At 64.4% G+C, this 20,855-nt stretch carries 19 protein-coding genes; 13 read left to right on the forward strand and 6 right to left on the reverse strand.

Going from position 1 to position 20,855, the window contains the following annotated elements; translation table 11 throughout:
* Nucleotides 1-47: 47 nt before the first annotated feature.
* Nucleotides 48-464, forward strand: coding sequence for an RNA polymerase-binding protein DksA (gene dksA, locus G522_RS0118940; RefSeq protein WP_026792395.1), 417 nt, complete (start codon nt 48-50; stop codon nt 462-464).
* Between the two features lie 246 nt (nt 465-710).
* Here the strand turns inward: dksA and flgH are convergent, their stop codons facing one another.
* From flgH to flgF, 4 genes are read right to left on the reverse strand one after another with little or no spacing between them, the layout of a single operon-like run.
* Nucleotides 711-1,454: a flagellar basal body L-ring protein FlgH gene (gene flgH / locus G522_RS0118945; RefSeq protein ID WP_026792396.1), complete on the reverse strand. Its 744-nt coding sequence runs from the start codon at nt 1,452-1,454 to the stop codon at nt 711-713.
* A 10-nt stretch (nt 1,455-1,464) separates the two neighbouring features.
* On the reverse strand, nt 1,465-2,448 hold the full coding sequence (gene flgA, locus G522_RS0118950) for a flagellar basal body P-ring formation chaperone FlgA (protein ID WP_169453558.1): 984 nt from the start codon (nt 2,446-2,448) through the stop codon (nt 1,465-1,467).
* Between the two features lie 8 nt (nt 2,449-2,456).
* On the reverse strand, nt 2,457-3,245 hold the full coding sequence (flgG, locus tag G522_RS0118955) for a flagellar basal-body rod protein FlgG (protein WP_026792398.1): 789 nt from the start codon (nt 3,243-3,245) through the stop codon (nt 2,457-2,459).
* Between the two features lie 23 nt (nt 3,246-3,268).
* On the reverse strand, nt 3,269-4,012 hold the full coding sequence (gene flgF, locus G522_RS0118960; protein ID WP_026792399.1) for a flagellar basal-body rod protein FlgF: 744 nt from the start codon (nt 4,010-4,012) through the stop codon (nt 3,269-3,271).
* Between the two features lie 344 nt (nt 4,013-4,356).
* On the opposite strand from flgF, the gene G522_RS0118965 reads away from it, so the two are divergent.
* The 5 genes from G522_RS0118965 to G522_RS0118985 all read left to right on the forward strand — a co-directional run bounded on the left by G522_RS0118965 (nt 4,357) and on the right by G522_RS0118985 (nt 11,925).
* Nucleotides 4,357-4,869, forward strand: coding sequence for a flagellar basal body-associated FliL family protein (locus tag G522_RS0118965; RefSeq protein WP_026792400.1), 513 nt, complete (start codon nt 4,357-4,359; stop codon nt 4,867-4,869).
* A gap of 11 nt (nt 4,870-4,880) precedes the next feature.
* Nucleotides 4,881-6,101, forward strand: coding sequence for a flagellar motor switch protein FliM (fliM, locus tag G522_RS0118970; protein ID WP_026792401.1), 1,221 nt, complete (start codon nt 4,881-4,883; stop codon nt 6,099-6,101).
* Nucleotides 6,098-6,574, forward strand: a complete 477-nt coding sequence (locus G522_RS0118975) for a DUF6468 domain-containing protein (RefSeq protein ID WP_026792402.1) — start codon at nt 6,098-6,100, stop codon at nt 6,572-6,574. Before fliM ends, G522_RS0118975 begins: the two co-directional genes overlap by 4 nt.
* A complete protein-coding gene (locus G522_RS0118980; RefSeq protein WP_026792403.1) occupies nt 6,571-7,941 on the forward strand; it encodes a MotE family protein in 1,371 nt (456 codons plus the stop codon). The genes G522_RS0118975 and G522_RS0118980 overlap by 4 nt, the downstream gene beginning before the upstream one ends.
* Nucleotides 7,942-8,070: 129 nt before the next feature.
* Entirely contained in the window at nt 8,071-11,925 is a 3,855-nt protein-coding gene (locus G522_RS0118985; RefSeq protein ID WP_156886989.1) for a hypothetical protein, read from the forward strand.
* Between the two features lie 49 nt (nt 11,926-11,974).
* Here G522_RS0118985 and fliP read toward each other — a convergent pair whose 3' ends face one another.
* A complete protein-coding gene (gene fliP / locus G522_RS0118990) occupies nt 11,975-12,793 on the reverse strand; it encodes a flagellar type III secretion system pore protein FliP (protein ID WP_084633284.1) in 819 nt (272 codons plus the stop codon).
* A gap of 132 nt (nt 12,794-12,925) precedes the next feature.
* The gene (locus G522_RS27635) at nt 12,926-14,287 is read right to left on the reverse strand and encodes a flagellar biosynthetic protein FliO (RefSeq protein WP_036840006.1); all 1,362 of its coding nucleotides are present in this window, start codon (nt 14,285-14,287) and stop codon (nt 12,926-12,928) included.
* 393 nt (nt 14,288-14,680) lie between these two features.
* Here G522_RS27635 and flgB point away from each other — a divergent pair, with 393 nt between their 5' ends.
* From flgB to cckA, 7 genes are all read left to right on the forward strand, one after another.
* Nucleotides 14,681-15,091 carry a flagellar basal body rod protein FlgB gene (gene flgB, locus G522_RS0119000; protein WP_026792406.1) on the forward strand — a complete coding sequence of 137 codons (411 nt, stop codon included), beginning with the start codon at nt 14,681-14,683 and terminating at the stop codon, nt 15,089-15,091.
* Nucleotides 15,092-15,100: 9 nt separating this feature from the next.
* Nucleotides 15,101-15,511, forward strand: coding sequence for a flagellar basal body rod protein FlgC (flgC, locus tag G522_RS0119005; RefSeq protein WP_026792407.1), 411 nt, complete (start codon nt 15,101-15,103; stop codon nt 15,509-15,511).
* Between the two features lie 86 nt (nt 15,512-15,597).
* On the forward strand, nt 15,598-15,939 hold the full coding sequence (gene fliE / locus G522_RS0119010) for a flagellar hook-basal body complex protein FliE (protein ID WP_026792408.1): 342 nt from the start codon (nt 15,598-15,600) through the stop codon (nt 15,937-15,939).
* Nucleotides 15,940-15,966: 27 nt separating this feature from the next.
* On the forward strand, nt 15,967-16,230 hold the full coding sequence (gene fliQ / locus G522_RS0119015; protein ID WP_026792409.1) for a flagellar biosynthesis protein FliQ: 264 nt from the start codon (nt 15,967-15,969) through the stop codon (nt 16,228-16,230).
* Nucleotides 16,227-16,991 carry a flagellar biosynthetic protein FliR gene (gene fliR / locus G522_RS0119020; protein ID WP_026792410.1) on the forward strand — a complete coding sequence of 255 codons (765 nt, stop codon included), beginning with the start codon at nt 16,227-16,229 and terminating at the stop codon, nt 16,989-16,991. Before fliQ ends, fliR begins: the two co-directional genes overlap by 4 nt.
* Before the next feature lie 7 nt (nt 16,992-16,998).
* Nucleotides 16,999-18,075, forward strand: a complete 1,077-nt coding sequence (flhB, locus tag G522_RS0119025; protein ID WP_026792411.1) for a flagellar biosynthesis protein FlhB — start codon at nt 16,999-17,001, stop codon at nt 18,073-18,075.
* A 188-nt stretch (nt 18,076-18,263) separates the two neighbouring features.
* Nucleotides 18,264-20,807: a cell cycle histidine kinase CckA gene (gene cckA, locus G522_RS0119030; RefSeq protein WP_026792412.1), complete on the forward strand. Its 2,544-nt coding sequence runs from the start codon at nt 18,264-18,266 to the stop codon at nt 20,805-20,807.
* Nucleotides 20,808-20,855: the final 48 nt, after the last annotated feature.

Consider the following 20,855-nt stretch of genomic DNA (forward strand, 5'->3'; position numbering starts at 1 on the left):
AGGGATAGCTATATTCCGCCCGCCTTTGTGGTGTGTGAGGACCGTCGATGTCGATTGAGCTTGCCGATGACTACCGGCCGTCCGACGACGAGCCGTTCATGAATGATCGCCAGCGCGAATATTTCCGGCGCAAACTGCTTCAGTGGAAAGAGGACATCCTGCGCGAAAGCAAGGAGACCCTCGTAAATCTTCAGAACGAGAACACCAATCTGCCTGATATCGCCGACCGCGCGTCGTCGGAGACCGACAGGTCGATCGAGCTTCGGGCGCGGGATCGTCAGCGTAAGCTGATCTCCAAGATCGAGGCGGCGATCAAGCGGATCGAAGATGGCTCCTACGGCTATTGCGAAGAGACGGGCGAGCCAATCTCGCTGAAGCGTCTCGATGCCAGGCCGATCGCTACGCTGTCGATCGAAGCCCAGGAACGGCACGAGCGGCGCGAAAAGGTCTATCGCGACGAGTAACAGAGCCGTTATCGCGGACATGACGAAAGGGGCGCCCTCGGGACGCCCCTTTTCGTTTGCGATGTCCCGCTCCGATTGGGCGCGACCTCCCGGATGACTTGGGAAAGGGAGGTCGCGCCGCTCGGGAAAGCCGGCCCGGATTTGGGAAGAGGCCGGCGAGATCGCCTTGGACCAGTTGGGGAGCGGTCCTTGGCGACACGGCTCGCTTGGGATGCTTGGGGAGCGCGAGCCGATCTTTGATGCCGGTCAGAACGGCAGGAGAATATCGAGCACTTGCTGGCCGGTACGCGGCTGCTGCACGTCGGAGATCTGGCCGCGACCGCCGTAGGAAATGCGGGCCTCGGCAATCTTGGTGCTCTCGATGGTGTTGTCGGAGGCGATATCTTCGGGGCGGACGACGCCGGCAACCACCAGCTCGCGGATCTCGAAATTGACGCGTACTTCCTGCCTGCCCTCGATGACCAGATTGCCGTTGGGCAGCAACTGGGTCACCACGGCGGCAACGTTGGTCGACAATTTTTCCGACCGGTCGATCGTGCCGGTCCCCTTGTAGGCTGAGGCGCCCTTGGTTGACGCGAGGTCGCTGGCCGCCATGCCGCCGGGCAGGGCGATGGTGTCGATCGCCGTGCCGAGCGCGCCGCCGACGCCGGTCGAGTCGCTCGAAGCGCGCGTCCGCTCGGACGAGTTATCGAAGGCGGCCTTATCGGAAATCGCCACCTTGACGGTGAGGATGTCGCCGATATTGCGGGCGCGCTGGTCCTTGAAGAAGGTGCGCGAACCGGACTGCCAGAGCGAGTTGGGGCTATAGGCCATCGGCTGCACGGTGGGCATCGGCATCTGCACCGGCTTGTAACCGGGCTGGGCAGTCGGATTGTCGATGGCCGACAGTTTTGGCGTCTGGCCGACCTGGGACAGGCGGTCCATGGTGCTGCCGCAGGCGGAAAGACCGATGCCGAGGAGGGCGATGGTGAGAAGGACGGACAAACGCATCTTGTGATCCTCAGTTCATCGCGGTCTTGAGGACGGATGGCCCGCCCGACGTAGTGACTTCAACGATGCCGGCCCCAGTGACAACGCCCTGGACGGTCCGCTTGGACTGTTCGTTCAGCACCGAGACGAGGTCGCCCTTGGCGCCGTCGCCGAGGGCGCGGCCGCGGGCGCTGAGCGTCAAACCGGGGCGGGAAAATTGCAGCGTGACAAGGTCGCCGCGCAGAATGATCCGCGGCGGTTCGATGTCTGCGGTGGCGATGATTTCGCCGGCGCGGAGGGGACGCTTGGCCGCCATGTCGATGAGATCGTTGGTGTCGATAACCGACGGACCGGGCACGCGCCGCTTATCGATGCGCACGACCGTCAGATCCGAGGCATGGATGACGTCGCGGCGGTCGATCGGCCGATTCAGCACGGGGACGGCCATGGTCTCGATGGCGCGGCCGGTGACGACCAGCCTCCGGTCGTCGCCGCCGAGGTCGATGGAGACGGTGGCGTTGAAACGGCCGGATTCCGTTTGCAGAACGAAGTCGGACAGGGTGGCCGGCGTGGCGGCAGTTGCCGCGGCGGCAACCGGCGCCATGGTCCCGTCGATGGCGATATCGATGTTGTCGATGGCGACGGCCATGCGGTTGGCGGCAGCGTTGCCGATCAGCGCCTTGATGGCATCGGCGTCGACCATGACGGCGCGGCGAACGACGGTCACGCTGTTGAAAGTCGGCAGGTGATCCACGGCAAGGCCGGCGGCAACGGCGGCCTTGACCGCGTCGGCAGCCGGCAGAGCGCCGGTGACGCCGAGGTCGGGAGCCCGGAATACGGCGCGTTCCGCGAGAGCGCCGGCTCCGTCGAACAGATCGCCCAGCGTGACGATCGTGCCGTTGATCTCGACGCGCTGCCTGAGTTCGGCGGCGGACGCCTGATGGGTGGCGATGAAGCCGGCAGCCAGACTGGCAAGCACCGCGGCGAGGACGATCCGGAGGAGGGTGCGCATCATGATCATGCTCACTTACCGAGGTTGGATGTCGTCTGGGACATCTCGTCGGCGGCTGTGATGATCCGGGAATTCATCTCGTAGGCGCGCTGCGCCGCGATCAGCGACGACAGTTCGTTCACCGACTCGACGTTGGAGGACTCGAGATAGTTTTGCAGTAGCGTGCCGTAGCCGGCGTCGCCCGGGTTACCGGTCTGGGCGGTGCCGCTCGACGCGGTTTCCAGGAACAGGTTGTCGCCCATCGGCTCGAGGCCGTTCTTGTTGACGAAACGGGCGAGCTGGATCTGACCGAGCACCGTGGCGGTGGTGGCATTGCCGATCTTGGCTTGCACCTGCCCGGTGTTGGAAATGGTGAGATCGCTGGAATTGTTCGGCACGGTGATGGCCGGCTGTACGGTGTAGCCGTCAGCCGTCACCAGTGTTCCGGTGGTATCGAGTTCGAAGGAGCCGTCACGGGTATAAGCGGTGCGGCCGTCGGGCAGGGTGATCTGGAAGAAGCCCTCGCCGCGGATGGCGACATCCTTGTCGTTGCCGGTGGACTCGGGGTCGCCCTGCGTCATGTTGCGCGGCGTGGCGACGACGCGGACGCCGGACCCGAGCTGCACGCCCGCCGGCACCTGGGTGCCGGCATCCGAGGTGTTCGAGCCCTGCCGGCGCAGCGTCTGGTAGAGCAGATCCTGGAAGTTGGCGCGCTGGCTCTTGTAGCCAGTCGTGCGCATGTTGGCGATGTTGTTGGAGATGACGGAGACATTGGTCTCCTGGGCCTTCATGCCTGTGGCGGCGATGGTCAGGGCTTTCATGTGCGGTCGCTCCCTAGAGCCGGTCAGGCGTTGACGGAGCCGAGGCGGTCGATCGCCTTGGCGCTGAGGTCGTTCTGCTGCTTCACCATGTTGGTGACGCGCTCATAGGCGCGCTGGACGTCCATCATGGCCGTGAGTTCCTGAACGCCCGAGACGTTGGATTTCTCGAGGGCGCCCTGGCGAACGCGGACGTAGGTGGGCACCTGAGGAGCGGCGCTCGCCGAATAGAGGTTGTCGCCTTCCTTGGAGAGCACCGTGGTGTCGGGAAAATCGGCGATGCGCAGCTTGCCCTTGAGGCCGGCGCTCGAAGAAATCGTACCGTCATGGGCGAAGGAGATGTTGGTCTCCTCCGACCCGAAGGTGATCTCGCCGCCATCGCCGAGCACCGGCTTGCCGTCGGAGGTCACAAGGCGGCCGGTGTTGTCGATGGCGAAATCGCCGGCGCGGGTGTAGCGCTCGCCAGCCGGCGTATTGACGACGAAGAAGCCATTCTCGCCTTCGATCGCCACGTCGAGGTCGTTGCCGGTCATCTCGACCGAGCCGGCCGAAAAGTCATGCACGGTGGCCAGCTCGCGGACGAAGCGATTGTCGCGGTCGCGGCGTGGAAAAAGCGTCGCAGACGCCTTCGGCATCGTCGTCTCCTCGAAGTCGAGCGAAACGCGCTTGAAGCCGGCGGTGTCCATGTTGGCGACGTTGTTGGCGATGACGTCCAGCTTGCGTCTCAACGCAACCTGACCCGACAGCGCCACCAGAGTTGCATTCTGCATGGCAAATCGTTCCCAAGTCCTAATCGGACGGCATCACGCTCCCCAGCGCCGCTGTCCGAAATTAGTATCGCAGGGAACGTGCCAACTGAATTGACGTTAAATAACAGTGAATTATGAGAAGATGCCCGCTGCTGGCGCCCGGTCTTTCTTGCCGACCGGCAAGCCAAGCCGGCAAGATTTGCCCAGCCGTTAACCAATTATCAACCAATCGTTAACTATCCTGACCATCAATGAAAGGGCTGTGGGCGCCGGCAAAGAATCGTTGTCGCTGATGAGGGGCCGACCCATAGCTTTCCGTTGGAGGCGCTTGGCTTCCACCGATTCCGGAACAGGCGCCAGAGGCCATGGCCAAGACCCCGAAAACAGAGGGCGAACAGGAAGGCGGCGAGGCCGGCGGTTCCTCCTCGAAGAAGAAACTGATCATCATTGGCGGCGCGGCTGCGGCGGTGGTGCTGGTTGGTGGTGGCGCGGCTTTCTTTCTGACGGGCGGCACGCCGGCAACGCCGGCGGTCAGCGATGTCGCCGCGGTTGAGGCGGCGGCGTCTCAGCCGCATGCCTATTACTATGATCTGCCGATGATGATCCTCAATCTGTCGACGGCTGATGGACGGCCGACCTTCGTCAAGATGGAGATCGCCCTCGAGGTCAGCGACGAAAAGATGTTGGAGACGGTCAAGCCCAACCTGCCGCGCGTGCTCGACGCCTTCCAGACCTACATGCGTGAGCTCAGGGCCTCCGATCTGCAGGGGTCGGCCGGTCTGTTTCGCCTGAAGGAAGAGCTGCAGCGTCGCGTCAACATCGCGGTCTATCCTGCCCGCGTCGATGACGTGCTGTTCAAGAACGTGATCGTGCAATAAGGATGTCGAGCATGGCTGGCGACGACGACGATCTCTCGGCGGACTGGGGCGCGGCACTGGCGGAGCAGCGCGCCGACAGCGGCGACGATATGGACGATCTCGCCGCCGAATGGGGCGCCGCGCTCGAAGAGCAGGGCGTCGAGAATGCCGACGCGGTGGCGGCCCAATGGGCGGCGATGATCGACGACAACGACGCCGAGCTCGACGCGTCGAGCCGCGGCGCCGACCGCGTGCTCAACCAGGAAGAAATCGACAATCTGCTCGGCTTCAACGTCGAGGATCACGTCTCCAGCGAGCAGAGCGGCATTCGCTCGCTGGTCAACTCGGCGCTGGTTTCCTATGAGCGCCTGCCGATGCTGGAAATCGTCTTCGACCGCTTCGTGCGGGAGACGACGACGACGCTCAGAAACTTCACGTCAGACAACGTCGAAGTGTCGCTCGACGGCATCTCGTCCGTGCGCTTCGGCGACTATCTCAATTCGATCCCGCTGCCGGCCATTCTGGCGGTGGTCAAGGCCGAGCAATGGGACAACTACGGCCTGATGACGGTCGATAGCTCGCTCATCTATTCGATCATCGACGTGCTGCTGGGCGGCGGTCGCGGCACCTCGGCGATCCGCGTCGAGGGGCGGCCTTATACGACGATCGAGATGAATCTCGTCCGCCGCATGATCGACCTTTTGCTGGCCGATTGCGAGAAGGCCTTCGCGCCGCTCACCCAGATCAACTTCACGCTGGAGCGCCTCGAAACCAACCCACGCTTCGCGCCGATCTCGCGCCCGGCCAACGCCTGTATCCTGATCCAGTTCCGCGTCGACATGGAGGATCGCGGCGGCATCGTCGAGATGCTGCTGCCCTATGCCACCATCGAGCCCATTCGCAATCTGCTGCTGCAGATGATCATGGGTGAAAAGTTCGGCCGCGACAATATTTGGGAAGGCCACCTCGCCACAGAGATCTACAATGCCGACCTGGAAGTCGACGCCGTGCTGGTCGAGGAAGAGCTGCCGCTGTCCATGGTGATGGATCTCGAAGTGGGGCAGACGCTGCTGTTCGGCGTATCGCCGAGCGACCCGGTGGCCATCAAGTGCGGCGACGTTCACATCAGCTCCGGCAACATCGGCCGGCTCGGTGACAAAGTGTCGGTCAAGATCAACAGAAATCTGAAGCGGCCGCGTATGACGCTGGCGGCCTTCGAGCGCGCGGTTCAGAAGGAGATGCAGAACACATGACCTCCGGCCTCAATCTGGGCGTGGCGATCGAGATCGTCGTTGCCATCCTTCTCGCGCTCACCATCGTCTACTGCGCCATCCTCAATCGCCGCCTGACGCGTCTCAGAGCCGATGAAGAAATATTGCGCGCCACGATCTCCGAGCTGATCACCGCCACCGAGATCGCCGAACGGGCAATCCTTGGCCTCAAGGCGACCGCCTCCGAGTGCGAGCGAGCGGTGGGTGGCCGCATGCTGGCTGCCGAAACGCTGCTCGGCGATCTCGATCAGCGGCTGACGGCCGGCAACGAGATCGTGAAAAGGATCGGTGCCATCGTTGGCGCCGCCCGCACCGGGGCCGTTCCGCCGATGGCCGACATCGAACCGGAGCCGATGGGGCGCGAGAGCAGCGCGCGTAACCTCAAGGCAGCTGCCGAGGCGGCGGCGGAACGTTTGTCGGCTCTTCGGCGCGGCAAGCGGGAGGCCGCTGCGTGAAAAGGATCCGCCTGCTTCCATTGGTGCTGATTGCCGTTTCGGCGTTGCTCGCCGTGAAGGTGCTCGGCTTCGTAATGGGGGTGGAACCGTTCGCGGTGGGGCCGCTGTCGGCCGTTGCATCGGGCGGTGAGGCGGCAAGTCATGGTGAGGCTGCGGCCCCGGCGGCCGCAGCGGCCGATACATCGGCGGTTGACCGCCTGACGGCGCCCATCGACCTTGCCGACGAATACAAGAAGCTCAAGGCAGAGCAGGATAAGGCGGCGGCCGGGCATGGCGAGGCGCCTGCCGAAGGAAAGAAGCCTGCCGAAGACGGTCACGCCGCCGCGCCGGCTGCCACGCCCGCCGATGGAGGCGCCCACGAGGCCGCCCCGGCGGCGGACGCCACCCATGGCGCTGCGCCGGCAGAGACAAAGCCCACCGATGCGAAACCCGCTGAAGGCGCCGCCCCGGCGGCCGACGCCGCGCATGGCGCTGCCCCGGCGGATGCCAAGCCAGCCGACAATGGCGCACCGACGGCCGATACCCACGCTGCTGCGCCTGCCGATGCCAAGCCCGCAGCGGCTGGCGGTCACGAGGCCGCCCCTGCCGCCGATGCCCACGGCAAGCCGGCCGATGCCGGACACGAGGCCAAGACGAAGACCGGTGTCTATACCGAGCGGCCACAGGAATATTCCCCGCCGATCGGCTCATCGGAACGGGCCATTCTGGAAGGCCTCGCTCAGCGGCGAGACGATCTCGACAAGCGGGCGCAGGATCTCGACCTCCGCGCCAAGCTGCTCGAAGCTGCGGAAAAGCGTCTCAACGAACGACTGAGCCAGTTGCAATCCATCGAAACCCAGCTCGGTGTGGCCGGGGGCGGGGTTCCCGCCGCGGCCGCTCCAGCACCGGCTTCGACATCGGCGGCAACGCCGGCATCGACACCAGCATCCGCCTCGGCATCCGCGCCGAAGTCGGCATCTGTTTCTACGCCCGCCTCCGCATCCACGGCGGCTTCCCCCGCGGCGCCAGCCGCTCCTGGGGCAGCCCCGGCGATGAACGAGCAAATGGCCTCCTTGGTGTCGCTCTATGAGGGCATGAAGCCAAAGGCCGCCGCCGCCGTGTTCGACAAGCTCGACACCGGCACGCTGCTCGAACTTGCCGGCCACATGAACCCGCGCAAACTGTCGCCGATCATGGCCGCCATGGACCCGGAGAAGGCCAGCCGCATCACCGGCCTGATGGTTGGCGCCCAGCAGGCGCAGAAGCACGTCGTCGTTCAGGTGGAGCAGATGGCGCCGGCGCTTGGACCGGCGCCGGATGCCGGTGGGGCACCGCCGGCCGACACCTCGCAGTTACCGCAGATCATGCCTGCGCCGACCGGACACTGATCGTTGCTCGGTGGCGCAGAATTCCCCTGAAAATCCGGTTATTTCTCAGACGGAAGTAACGGCAAATTAAGCGCATATCTCCTAGGCTTCCGAGGCGCCGGTGTGTTTCGGCGTCATCGGGGTGTGTTCATGCGTTTTGCCCGGTTGGTGCGTGAGGCAGCGTTGCGTATTCGGTCGTCGGTCCGTCTTGTGGCCGTCGTCGCAACGCTATGTCTTGTGACGATCGGGGCGTTGAGCGCGGCAAAGGCCCAGCAGGCTGCCGAGCCGGTGAACGTCGAGTTCCGGTCCGACGCCCATTTCGGCCGCATGATCCTGACCTTCCCCAACCTCAACCTTCTGCCGCCGCATAAGGTGACGTCGGACAGCGGCGTGTTGGTCATCCAGTTCGATCAGCCAGTCAATCTCGATGCCGAGGCGGCGGTGACCCGGCTCGCCGACTATGTGCTGATCGCACGCACCGATCCCGATGGTCTCGGCGTTCGCATGGCGCTGGCCCGCTCGGTCAAGATCAACGTGATGGAGGCCGGGCCGCAGCTTTTCGTCGATTTTCTGCCCGGCAACTGGACCGGCGAGACACCGCGCCTGCCCGATGAGGTGGTCACTGCGCTCGCCAAGAAGGCGGACGAGATGGCCAAAGCGGCCGCGGCGGCGCAGAAAATGATTGCCGAGACCGAGAAGCCCATCCGGATCGATGTCTCCGCTGCCAAGGCGCCGACGTTCAGCCGCCTGACCTTCAAGTGGAACGTGCCGTTCGAGGTCGACTTCCGGCGCACCGATCTCGGTGTGGATCTGCGCTTCAATCGCATGGCGACGCCCGATCTGACGCCGATCCGCGCCGATCCGCCCCCATATGTCAACGACATCACCGCCGAGCAGGGCGAACAGGGCCTCACCGTCCACGTGCTGGCCGACAGCGTAGCCGACGTCCGTGCCTATAAGGATGGCGATAGCTATGTCGTCGACGTGCGCGGACCCGACAATCCGGCTGCGATGACGCCGCTTGATCGCGCGCTGCAGTCGGCCGTCTCGCCGTTGCCAGCGGCGCCGGCTGGCGCAACGCAAGCGGTGAGCTCCGGCGGGCACGATGCTCCGCCACCGGCTGGAGAAAAGGCGGCGGCCACGGTCCAGCCTCCCGTCGCCGATCATGTCGCCCCGGACGCCCCCAGCGGGGCCGCTGCGCCGACCAATGGCAAAGTGGCACCGCAAACCCAGACAGCGGCGGCCGATCCCGGCACGCCGGTCGCCACCGCGACGCCGGACGGCTCTCATCAGACTGTTCCGCCAGCCAATGGCGTGGCACCGCGCGCCGACACAACGGCCGTAGCGCCGGTCGCAACCCCTCCGACGACTGACGCTGGAGCCACCTCAGCACAGCCGAACGCCCAGCCGGACATGGCGCCAGCAGCGCCCATGCGGCCGGAGATCGTCGCGCCGGCCGGCAAGCCGAAGGCCGATGTCGCCGAGCTGCCCGAGAACGCTGTTGCGCGGGCGCTGGTCGACGGTGTGATCCGTGTCGAGTCCGAGCGAGTTGGCCAGGCCGTCCACATCACCTTCCCCTATCAGAAGGAAGTTGGCGCGGCGCTGTTCATGCGCGACAACACGCTTTGGATGGTATTCGACGATACGGCGCCGATCGATGCGGCGACGCTACAGGATGCCTTCGTCGGCTATGCCAAGAGCATCGAGCCAACGACGCTCGACGGCGCCCAGCTGATCCGCATCGAGTTGATCGATCGCTACGTTTCCACCATGAGCCCCGATGGTCCCAAGTGGGTGGTGACGATTGGCGAAATGGTCACTGATCCGACCCGGCCGCTGTCGATTGCTCGGCAGGTGCATCCGGATGGATCGAAGTCGCTCGATATCCCCTTCGGTCCGGTCTCCCGCATCCACAAGCTGACTGATCCGCGCAGCGAGGATTCGGTCATTGTGGTCACCGGCAAGGGGCAGGCACGCGGCCTCGTCAAGCCACATGCCTTTACCGAGCTCGATGCACTGGCTTCCATTCACGGGCTCGCTTTGGTGCCAAAGGTGGATGACCTCCAGGTGACCTCCGACGGTATTCTGGTGTCGGTCGGTCGTCCCGGAGGGCTCGCCGTGTCGACGCTTGCCGAGGAGAAGAAGGCGACGTTGTTCGACCTGCCGGGCGCGCTCGGCTCGTCGATCGCGCGCAAGGAGGCGGTGATCGATTTCGGCGACGTTCGCAATGCTGATGCCGCCAATTATCGGAGTACCCGCCAGAAGCTGATGACGTCGATCACCCAGGCTCGCGATGTGCCGGAGCGCGTCAATCTCTGGTACAAGGCGGCGACCCTTGCGCTGGCCGAGGGGCTTGGTCCCGAGACCACCGGCATTCTGGATCTCGTTGGCAAGCTGGCGCCGGAAGAGACCGCTGCGGGCCGTATGGCCGCCCTGAGGGCTGGTGGCGAGTATTTCACCTACCGGCCGGAGCAGACGCTGAAACTTCTGGATCGGCGCGACTTCGACGACAGCGCCGATGCATCTGTGTGGAAGGCCATGGCGCTCAGCGATCTCGGCCGGCATGAAGATGCCGTGGCGGAGTTTGCCAAGGGCGACGCGGTGATCGGCACCTTTCCGCCGGCCATTCAGCGCCGCTACGCGCTGAGCCATATTGCCTCGGCGATCGATCTCAAAGACTACACGACGGCGCGCGACCTCCTGGCACGGCTCGACCCGAGCAGCCTCAGCCCCAACGAACGCGCGCGGCTCGATCTTCTCAACGCCCTGGCGCGCGATGCGGCGGGCCATGCCATGGACGCCGTGGCGCTTCTGTCCAACATCGTGCGCGAACACCAGGGGCCGATCGCCGCCGAGGCGACCTACCGCCTGGTCCAGATGCAGCGGCGCGAGGGCTTGATCACGCTCGACCAAGGCATCGACCGGTTGGAACAGCTGGCTGTCACTTGGCGTGGTGATGAACTGGAGCTCAAGACGCTGCGTCTGCTCGGTCAGTATGCGGTGGAGCGTGGCAATTATCGGCGCGCCTTCGAGGTGATGCGGGTTGCCGAACAGGTCAATCCCAATTCGAGCACCTCGCGGCAGATGACCGAGGAAATGCAAACCGCCTTCTCGCAGGTCTTCCTCGACAAGAAAAATTCCGATCTCAGCCCGGTGCAGGCGCTGTCGCTCTATTATGACTATCGCGAACTGACGCCGAGCGGACGCCGGGGCGATGCCATGGTGCGCAAGCTCGCCGATCGTCTTGTCGGTGTCGACCTTCTGCCTCAGGCGGCATCGCTGCTCGACTATCAGGTGAAGAACCGGCTGCGCGGCGCAGCGCGCGCCCAGGTCGCCGCCGATCTCGCGCTCGTCTATCTTCTCGACCATCGGGCGGACAAGGCCCTGTTCACGCTGTCGACCACCCGTCAGGCCTCGCTGCCGGTGGCGATCGAGCGTCAGCGGCGCACCGTCGAAGCCAAGGCCATGGCCGACTCCGGCAATCCCGACGGCGCGCTTGAGGTGCTGCAGCCGCTCGATGGTGTGGAGATCGGCCGCCTCAGGGCCGACATCCTCTGGTCGGCCAATCGCTATGCCGATGCCGGGACGGCCTATGAGCGAATGCTCGGCACCCGCTGGACCGACGCGATGCCGCTCAGCGACAGCGAGCAATTGGCCGTTCTCAAGGCGGGGATCGCCTACACGCTGGCCGGCGACCGCATGAGCATCGACCGCCTCCGCTCCAAGTATACCGAAAAAATGGCGCCGACCGCCAACGGTTCCGCCTTCGACGCGGTGACCGGACCGATCGTGGCGAGTGGCAGCGACTTCCAGACCATCGTCAAGTCGATCGCCGATGCCGACACCATGAAGAGCTTCCTCGCCGACTATCGCAAACGCTATCTCGACGTCGAAACCAACGGCGACAAGCCTGACATGGTTGCGCCGGCCGAGGGCGCCGTCACGACGAAGCCGAGCGAATCCAACGCCTCGGCCGATGCCGGCGGCCCGACCAACGCCGGTTAATTCCGGTTTCGCCAATCAGATTGTGTGAGCACAGGCTGCAATATGGCACTTATCCGCCAGCGTAGCTGCGCACCAAGCTGCCGGCGAGCAGCGCCCAGCCGTCGACCAGCACGAAAAAGATCAGCTTAAACGGCAGCGACACCACCTGCGGCGGCAGCATCATCATGCCCATGGCCATCAGGATCGACGACACGACCATGTCGATGATCAGGAAGGGCAGGTAGATCAGGAAGCCGATCTCGAAGGCACGACGCAGCTCGGAGATCATGAAGGCCGGGATGATGATGCGCGTTTCGAGATCGGCCTGGCTTTCCGGCTGCGGCAGGTTGGCAAGGTCGACGAACAGGCGCAGGTCGGACTCGCGGGTGTGCGCCAGCATGAAGGCACGCATCGGCCGCATGGTGCGGGCAAAGCCCTCGGTTAGCTCGATCTGATTGTTGACTACCGGTTCGATACCGTTGGTGTAGGCCTCCTGAAAAGTGGGGGCCATGATGAACGCGGTCAAAAACAGCGCCAGCGAAATCATCACCGCGTTGGGGGGCGCCGACTGCAGGCCGATGGCCGATCTCAACAGCGACAGCACGACGACGATGCGCGTGAACGACGTCATCATGACGACGATCGACGGGGCGAGGCTCAAAACGGTGAGAAGGCCGACGAGCTGAACGGCGCGTTCGGTCAGCGTCGACCCTTGGCCGAGCGAAATGCTGACGTCCTGAGCCTCGGCTATCCCGACGGACAAGCCGAGCCAGAGTAGGCCGAGCAGAAGGGGACAAAGAACAACGAGGAGCGGCCGCAATGCGGCTTTGCGCCGGTCTTGCGCCGGAGTCGTTCCGGTCTCATCGGTTCTGCCGTCGTCCGCCGCCATCGCGCCCTTCCGAGAGGACCGGCGTGCTGCGCACCCGGTCATGACCGGACGCGAATCATCCGGCTTCTCGGCACACTGTCACCCTGGCCGGTGAGCGGCTCAAGGCGACAGCCTTCGAAAGCGGGGAAGCGGTCAGCGTTTTCCCTTGGAATCGCCAGCCAGCTCATCGAGCAGGCGGGCCATCTCGTTTTCCAGAGAGGAGAAATCGGCGTTGTTCCGTGCATCGTCTTCCGACGCTTCGGCCGAGGGAGGCGCCACGACCGGCTCCGGCGCGACCGCGACGGGCTCGGCCGGCAGCTCAACCGCCCGTGGCTCGGCGACCGGCGGACGAGCCTGCGACCGTTGAGCGATCGGTACGACCGGCTCGCGCTGTGCGACGGGTTCGCGCTGTGCGACAGGCTCCCGAGTTATACTGGAGGCTCGAGATACGATCGGTTCGCGCTGGGCAATGGGTTCACGGGGCTGGCTGGCTTCACGCTGAGCCACCGGTTCACGAGGGGCAGCGGCCGGTCTTGGCGTCGGAGCGGCGCGGGGACGAAGCCAGGCGGACGCGGCCGATGCGACGGCCGGCTTCGGCGGCTCGGCCTTGGGTGCTGGCTCCTGAACGACAGGGGCGGGCGGCTCGACCGCCGGCGCGGCGGCCTCGATCTTCATTTCCTCGATTTCGCTTTTCAGCGCCTCATCGAGCTGACGGGCCAGATCATCGAATCCAGAGTCTTCGTCGTTTGAGGGGGCGGGCTCGCTCACGGGCGCGCCGCGCGTCGGCTCGGCGGCTTTCTGCTCGATTGGCTGGGCCTCGGGCGTCGGTCGCTCTTGGGCCGACTTGTCGGTCACGATGGGCGAAATGGCGGAGACTGTCGGCTCTACCCGATGCGCTTCCGGCGGGATGTAAGGAGAGGGCGGCGTGGTGCGCGCGGTTTCCGGCATGCGGGGCGGAACGCGGTTGAGCCGAGCTTGAATGGACGTCGCCTTGGGGTGCTCGCTGGCGACGTGCGAGGGGAAGGCAGGACGGATCGGCTCGACAGTCGGCGCCTGGCGCGGTGCGGGCATGGGGCGATTGGCAGCGGCCGGAGGTTCGGTTGCAGCGACGGCGGGTGTGGCGACGGCAGGCGTCTCGGCCGCGCGAGGCTCGGCCTCGGCTTCGGTCGACACGGAACTGGCCGGACGAGCCGCCCGCCCCAGACTTCCAACCGGTACGCCGCGAATGATGGTTGGCTCGACGACGAGATCGTTGCCACCGCCCACCAGAATCAGATGCTCGACGCCGTCGCGTCGTACGAGCAGAAGCCGTCGGCGCGGGTCCAGAGCGATCTGCTCGACAATCGTCAGCCGGTTGTGGCGGCTCCGGCCGATCGAAAGCTGGCCGCCCGTAGCATAGTTCCGCAGAACCCAGCGAAGCAGCAGCAGCAGCCCGATCACGACCGCGAGGGCTACGGCGTAGCGCACAACGGTGGCACCCGTGGCGCCAAACCAAGTTACCAGCAAATCCTGCATCTCACTTTTCCACTTAAGACCCGTTGCGTTGAAGGGGCCAATTCGTCAAGTCGATAGCCGGTTTATCTCGAAATGGGAAATTATTCGGAAACGTCTTCGCTCGTTGCTCGCATTGTTTCACGTGGCTCGGTTACGTGCGGTCGGTCTGCTGTTGCAGAGTGCAACCCTAAGCCAATTCGGTACTTTTGCCCAGCTATCAGCGAAATTGGGCGCTTTTCAAGTCTCTAGGCTGGCAGAAGAACAAATTGTTAACCATTCATTAACCACGCAGTCGGCAAATATTGCCTATGGTTTCAGGTTGCGAATCCTTGTCGGGGATCGCGACTTCCAGGGCGCCGCTCCCCAGGCGGTGTTTGGCTGCTGGATTGGCCGCCATTTCCGGTGAGTTGTTCAATGTCGATGACCGATCTGCCGGTTTTGCAGGCCCTCAAAGGAAAGCTTCGTTTTCACGAGACGCGGCAAAAAGTGCTCGCCGAGAACGTCGCCAACGCTGAGACACCAGGCTATACGGCGCGCGACATCAAGGCACCGGACTTCTTCCGCGTGGCGGTGGATGGCGATGCCGATGCCGGTGTCTCGACCGTGCTGACCAACCCGATGCACATCGCCGGGCCGGCCATTGGCAACGGCACGCCGTTCCGTCCCGAGAAGGTCGGCGGCTACGACGTGACGCCCGATGGCAACGCGGTGTCGCTCGAAGACCAGATGATGAAGGTCACCAGCAACCAGATGGATTTCCAGACGGTGACGTCGCTCTATCAGCGCAGCCTCGGCCTTCTGAAAACCGCTGTCGGCAAGAAGTGAGGTAAGGCCATGGATTTTCTCAAGACACTGATGATCTCCTCCGCCGGCCTCAAGGTGCAGACCGGCCGCATGCGGATCATCGCCGAAAACGTCGCCAACGCCGACTCGGTGGCTTCCACGCCCGGGGGCGACCCCTATCGGCGCCAGATTCCTACCGTGACGTCCAAGTTCGACAAGGAACTCGGGGCTGAAATGGTGCGGCTCGGCAAGGTGGTGCCCGACCGCACCGACTTCGAGGTGAAATACGAGCCGAACAGCCCGGCCGCGGATGCGCGTGGCAACGTCAAGTATCCCAACGTGTCGCCGCTCATCGAGATGGTCGACATGCAGAGCGCGCAGCGCACCTACGAGGCCAACCTCAACGTGGTCTCGTCGACGCGTAACATGCTTCAGAAGACCATCGACATCCTGCGCGGCTGAACCGGTCGACCGTTTTATTTTACCGCAGTTCCTGACGCAAAGCCGCGACGTGCTCTTGCCGGAATTGCCCCAGAGGGATCACCGTCATGGCGCTTACCACCACCGCGCTCAATGCCAGTCATGTGTATGGCGCCATGTCGAAGCTGGCGAATCGCGGCCAGTCGGGGCAGGCTATGGACGCGACGGCCAGTCTGGCCGGTGGGGCGAAGTCGTCCGATTTCGGCGCCATGCTGCGCGATCAAGTGCAGCAGGTGGTCGACCAGGGCAACGCCTCGGAGGCCAAGCAGGCGAGCTACATGGCCGGCAAGGGCGACATCATTGACGTCGTCACCGCCGTGTCGGAAGCCGAGGTGGCGCTCGATACCATGGTGTCGGTGCGCGACAAGGTGATCTCGGCCTATGAGGAAATCATGCGCATGGCGATCTGACGCCGGCGCGGGCTCGGAGCGGACGGAATGGGTGGCGCTGAGGTTCTCGACCTGGCCCGGACCGCGATCTGGGTAACCATCAAGATTGCGGCGCCGGTAATGCTGACCGGCCTCGCGGTCGGTTTTGTCGTGTCGCTGTTTCAGGCGCTGACACAAATCCAGGAACAGACGCTGGCCTTCATTCCGAAGATCCTGTCGATCTTCGTCGTGCTGCTCCTGACGCTGCCCTTTATGGCGGATTCGCTCAACAGCTTCATGATCACCCTTTCCGAGTGGATCGTTCGCGGATGACCATTCACATCCTTCCCGATGTGACGGTAGTGTTCCTCCTGCTGTTCGCCCGGATCGGCGCGCTCTGCATGCTGATGCCCGGCATCGGCGAGCAGACGATATCGTCGCGCGTTCGCTTGACCTTCGCCCTGCTGCTCACCGTCGTCTTTTATCCAGTGCTGTCCAACCGGCTGCCGACCGGGCTTGCCAACGATATGAGCCGGTTGATCTTCACGCTGGTCGCCGAGGTGATCATCGGCGTCGCCATCGGCCTCACCGCCCGCCTGCTGATGAGCGTGATCCAGACGGCGGGCACCGCCATTGCGTCCGACATCGGCCTGGGGTTTGCCCAGAGTGTCGATCCCACCATGGGGCAACAGGGCGCCATCATTTCGTCCTTCCTGTCGGTGACGGGCGTCACCGTCATTTTCGTGACCGACCTGCACCATGTGGCGCTGGCCGGCATCGCCGGCAGCTACACCATGTTTCCGCCCGGCGAGATGGTGCCGGTGGCCGACTTCAAGGACGCCGCCATTCTGACCATCGCCGAGTCCTTCAAGACGGCGCTGCAGATTGCCGCGCCCTTCATGGTATTTGCCCTGGTCTACAATCTCGGTCTCGGCGTGTTGCAGAAGCTGATGCCTCAGTTCCAGGTCTACTTCCTGGCAATGCCGCTCACCATCATGATCGGTCTTGCCATCCTCGCGTCGCTGATCGCCACCATCCTCGGCCTCTACCGGTCCTTCCTGGAAACCGGTCTGATGCGCCTCATCCCCAGTTGAGGTAGCCATGGCCGGTTCGGACGACGACAGCGACAAAACAGAAGAACCTACCCAACGAAAACTCGAGCAGGCGCACGAGCAGGGCGACGTCATCAAGAGCATGGAGGTGAGCACCTTCTTTGGGCTCGTCGCCGTGACTGCCGTCATCGGGCTCACCGGTTCAAGCATGACCAGCCTGCTGCTGCCGAACTTGCGTGGCCTCATCGAGCATGCTGCCGAGATTACCGTCGATGGGGGTGGTTTGCGCCGCCTCTACTTCACGCTGGTCGGCGGCTTTCTGATCGCACTGGCCTTTCCACTGGTGCTGATGGCGCTCGGCGGTATCGCCGGCAACCTTGCTCAGCACCGCATGGTGTTTTCGTGGAAATCGCTGGAGCCCCGGTTCGACAAGGTGTCACCGCTCGCCGGCCTCAAGCGCATGTTCTCGCCGGAGAGCCTGGCCAACTTCGTCAAGGGCCTCCTGAAGATCGCCATGCTCGGCACCGTGATGGTGTCCGTGCTGTGGCCGGAGCGCGACCGGCTCGACGCGCTTGTTACCATTGACATTGCGCGCACGATCCCGGTGGCGGAATCGCTGACGTTGCGCATGCTCGGCTTCATGTTGGCGCTGATGTTTTTCATCGCTGCCATCGACTATTTGTGGGCGCGCTTCCGCTACATGAAGCGCCAGCGCATGTCGCTGCAGGAAGTCAAGGACGAGCACAAGCAGACCGAAGGCGACCCTCACATCAAGGGCCGTATCCGGGCGATACGTATGCAGCGGGCCAAGCAGCGCATGATGCAGAAGGTGCCGGAGGCGACGGTGGTGGTCACCAACCCGACCCATTATGCCGTGGCGCTGAAATACGACCAGTCGACGCCGGCGCCGATCTGCGTCGCCAAGGGTGTCGACGAGGTTGCCCTGCGCATCCGCGAGCTTGCGAAAACCTCTGATGTGCCGATCGTCGAAAACCCGCCGCTCGCCCGCGCGCTCTATGCCAGCGTCGATCTCGACGAAGCCATCCCCGAGCAGCACTACAAGGCGGTAGCGCAGGTGGTGGGCTACGTCATGAATCTCAAGAAGAAGGCGAGCTGGCGGTCGTGAATGAGCATGACCACGACGGGGATAAGCGCCAAAAGCTGGTATCATCCGCTCCAATTCACGAAAAGGCGCAAGTCAGCGTTTGCCTCGTCACGGGCGATTGCTAAAGATCATGGCGTGAACAGACGATTCCCGGCGGGCGCGCGAACTCACGCAGCGCGGCACCGGCAGGCGGGCAGGGCAAGAGCAGCATGAATGAAACCGAACCGTCGGCACCTTCCGTTGAAACGCCGATCGTCGACCGTTCCGAGCGCGGCGGCAACGTCGGCTTGGTGATTGCCTTAGCGCTGGCGCTGGTGGCCGCCGCTGCGGTGTTCGCGGTACTCGACCGGGCAGCTGCCGAACCCTATGTGCTCGGCCTCCTCGGCCTCTTGGCAGTGATCGGCGTGTTCTCGCTGTTCGCCATCGCCATCGGCCTCGTCCGCCTGTCCTCGCGCAACGACGGCCAAGTGCAGCTCGCCAAGCGCTTCCTCGACACGATGACCGACGGCGTCTGCGTGACCGACGGCGACGGCCGCATCGTCTACGCCAATGCCACCTATGGCCGGCTGATCCGCGCCGAGTCGGCCGTTGATGTCCGCACCGTCGAGCGGGTGTTCTCGGGCGATCCCGACACCGCCGACGTGATCTTCCGTCTCGCCCAGGCGTCGCGGGAAGGGCGGCGAGCGACGGAAGAGGTGCGCGTTGCCCACCCGCTCGGTCGCATCGACGGGCCGGCTCGCTGGTACCGCATCCGTGTGCGGCCGCTCAACGGTCTGTTCCAGCCGCTCAATGTCTGGCAGGTGGCCGATATCACCCGCGACCGCGACGAACAGGAGAACAGCTTCCAGGCGCTGCAGCGGGCGGTGAATTTCCTCGATCACGCGCCGGCCGGCTTCCTGTCGGCCAACGCGCTCGGCCGCGTGGTTTACATGAACGCCACGCTGACCGACTGGCTCGGCTACGACCTCGCCGAATTCGAGGCCGGCGCCATGCAGCTCAAAGAGATTGTGGTCGGCGACGGCGTGGCGCTGCTCGACGGCATTCGCGGCGCCTCGGGCGAGGTGAAGACCGGCATCGTCGATCTCGACATGATGAAGCGCAACGGCCAGATCCTGCCGGTCCGCATCATCCACCGCGTGCCGGTGGGCAGCGACGGTTCGGTCGGCGACAGCCGCACGCTGGTGCTGAACCGCTCGCCGGGCGAGGATGTCTCGGAGTCGCTACGCGCTGCCGAAGTGCGTTTCACCCGCTTCTTCAACAACACGCCGGCCGCCATCGCCTCCATCGACAAGGAAGGCCGCATCGGCCGCAACAACGCGCCGTTCATGCGCCTGTTCGGCGCCTCGATCAAACCGGACGCCTCGGCACCGCGCGGCCGTCTTGCCGACGTGGTTGCCGAGCGCGACCGCAAGGCGATCTCCGAGGCGATCGTGTCGGCGGTGAACGGGCAGGGCAATATCACCGGCATCGACGTGTCTCTGCCCGGCGAGGGCGATCGTTCGGCTCGCTTCTATGTCTCGACCGTCGAGGAAGGGGCCGGCGACGGCGAGGTGGCGATTGTCTACGCGCTGGAGACCACCGAACAGCGGGCGCTGGAGGCGCAGTTCGCGCAGGGCCAGAAGATGCAGGCGGTCGGCCAGCTGGCCGGCGGCGTGGCGCACGACTTCAACAACGTGCTGACCGCCATCATCGGCTTCTCCGACCTGCTGCTGAACAACCACCGGCCGACCGATCCGTCCTTCCAGGACATCATGAACATCAAGCAGAACGCCAACCGCGCCGCCGGCCTCGTCCGGCAGCTCCTGGCCTTCTCGCGGCGCCAGACGCTGCGGCCGCAGGTGTTGGTGCTCTCCGATGTGCTGGCGGAACTGTCCAACCTCTTGAGCCGGCTCCTTGGTGAGAAGGTGCAGCTCAAGGTCAACAACGGCCGCGACGTCTGGCCGGTGATGGCCGACCTCAACCAGTTCGAGCAGGTGGTGATCAACCTCGCGGTCAATGCCCGCGATGCCATGACCAAGGCCGGCAAGCTGGAGATCCGCACCTCCAACGTCACGGCGGCCGATTGCGCCAAATCCTACACCTTCAAGGGTATGCCGGCCGCCGACTACGTGCATATCGAGGTGGAGGACAACGGCTCGGGCATGACGCCGGAGATCATGGAGAAGATCTTCGATCCCTTCTTCTCGACCAAGGAGGTCGGCAAGGGCACCGGCCTCGGCCTATCCACCGTCTACGGCATCGTCAAGCAGACCGGCGGCTACATCTATCCGGTGTCGGAGCTGGGGGTGGGGACCACCTTCCACATCTTCCTGCCGCGCCACGAAGCGCCGGCCGAAGCGATGCCGAAGAAGAACGTCGAAGCCACGCCGATGGCCGATCTCACCGGTACCGCATCAATCCTGCTGGTCGAGGACGAAGAGGCGGTGCGCGCTTTTGCCGCCCGCGCGCTGATGTCGCGCGGCTATACCGTCCACGAGGCATCGACCGGCGCCGAGGCGCTGGAGGTGATGGCCGAAGTGGGCGGCAAGGTCGATCTAGTGGTGTCGGACGTGGTGATGCCGGAGATGGACGGGCCGACGCTGCTTCGGGAGCTGCGCAAGACGCAGCCCGACCTCAAGATCATCTTCGTATCGGGTTATGCCGAGGACGCCTTCAAGAAGAACCTGCCGGAAAACGAGCAGTTCAACTTCCTGCCCAAGCCCTTCTCGCTGAAGCAGCTGGCAACGACGGTGAAGGAAACGCTGGCCGAATGAAGGCGGCCTGAAGCTGAAAATGAAGCCGGGGCCGGCGAACCAGCCCCG

It is taken from the genome of Pleomorphomonas oryzae DSM 16300, from assembly GCF_000422965.1.
Taxonomy (GTDB): domain Bacteria; phylum Pseudomonadota; class Alphaproteobacteria; order Rhizobiales; family Pleomorphomonadaceae; genus Pleomorphomonas; species Pleomorphomonas oryzae.

What these genes read in the sequence shown, in the direction of transcription:
- dksA (WP_026792395.1), top strand. Translation starts at nt 48, where the DNA reads ATGTCGATTGAGCTTGCCGATGACTACCGGCCGTCCGACGACGAGCCG.
- flgH (WP_026792396.1), bottom strand. Translation starts at nt 1,454, where the DNA reads ATGCGTTTGTCCGTCCTTCTCACCATCGCCCTCCTCGGCATCGGTCTT.
- flgA (WP_169453558.1), bottom strand. Translation starts at nt 2,448, where the DNA reads ATGATGCGCACCCTCCTCCGGATCGTCCTCGCCGCGGTGCTTGCCAGT.
- flgG (WP_026792398.1), bottom strand. Translation starts at nt 3,245, where the DNA reads ATGAAAGCCCTGACCATCGCCGCCACAGGCATGAAGGCCCAGGAGACC.
- flgF (WP_026792399.1), bottom strand. Translation starts at nt 4,012, where the DNA reads ATGCAGAATGCAACTCTGGTGGCGCTGTCGGGTCAGGTTGCGTTGAGA.
- G522_RS0118965 (WP_026792400.1), top strand. Translation starts at nt 4,357, where the DNA reads ATGGCCAAGACCCCGAAAACAGAGGGCGAACAGGAAGGCGGCGAGGCC.
- fliM (WP_026792401.1), top strand. Translation starts at nt 4,881, where the DNA reads ATGGCTGGCGACGACGACGATCTCTCGGCGGACTGGGGCGCGGCACTG.
- G522_RS0118975 (WP_026792402.1), top strand. Translation starts at nt 6,098, where the DNA reads ATGACCTCCGGCCTCAATCTGGGCGTGGCGATCGAGATCGTCGTTGCC.
- G522_RS0118985 (WP_156886989.1), top strand. Translation starts at nt 8,071, where the DNA reads ATGCGTTTTGCCCGGTTGGTGCGTGAGGCAGCGTTGCGTATTCGGTCG.
- fliP (WP_084633284.1), bottom strand. Translation starts at nt 12,793, where the DNA reads ATGGCGGCGGACGACGGCAGAACCGATGAGACCGGAACGACTCCGGCG.
- G522_RS27635 (WP_036840006.1), bottom strand. Translation starts at nt 14,287, where the DNA reads ATGCAGGATTTGCTGGTAACTTGGTTTGGCGCCACGGGTGCCACCGTT.
- flgB (WP_026792406.1), top strand. Translation starts at nt 14,681, where the DNA reads ATGTCGATGACCGATCTGCCGGTTTTGCAGGCCCTCAAAGGAAAGCTT.
- flgC (WP_026792407.1), top strand. Translation starts at nt 15,101, where the DNA reads ATGGATTTTCTCAAGACACTGATGATCTCCTCCGCCGGCCTCAAGGTG.
- fliE (WP_026792408.1), top strand. Translation starts at nt 15,598, where the DNA reads ATGGCGCTTACCACCACCGCGCTCAATGCCAGTCATGTGTATGGCGCC.
- fliQ (WP_026792409.1), top strand. Translation starts at nt 15,967, where the DNA reads ATGGGTGGCGCTGAGGTTCTCGACCTGGCCCGGACCGCGATCTGGGTA.
- fliR (WP_026792410.1), top strand. Translation starts at nt 16,227, where the DNA reads ATGACCATTCACATCCTTCCCGATGTGACGGTAGTGTTCCTCCTGCTG.
- flhB (WP_026792411.1), top strand. Translation starts at nt 16,999, where the DNA reads ATGGCCGGTTCGGACGACGACAGCGACAAAACAGAAGAACCTACCCAA.
- cckA (WP_026792412.1), top strand. Translation starts at nt 18,264, where the DNA reads ATGAATGAAACCGAACCGTCGGCACCTTCCGTTGAAACGCCGATCGTC.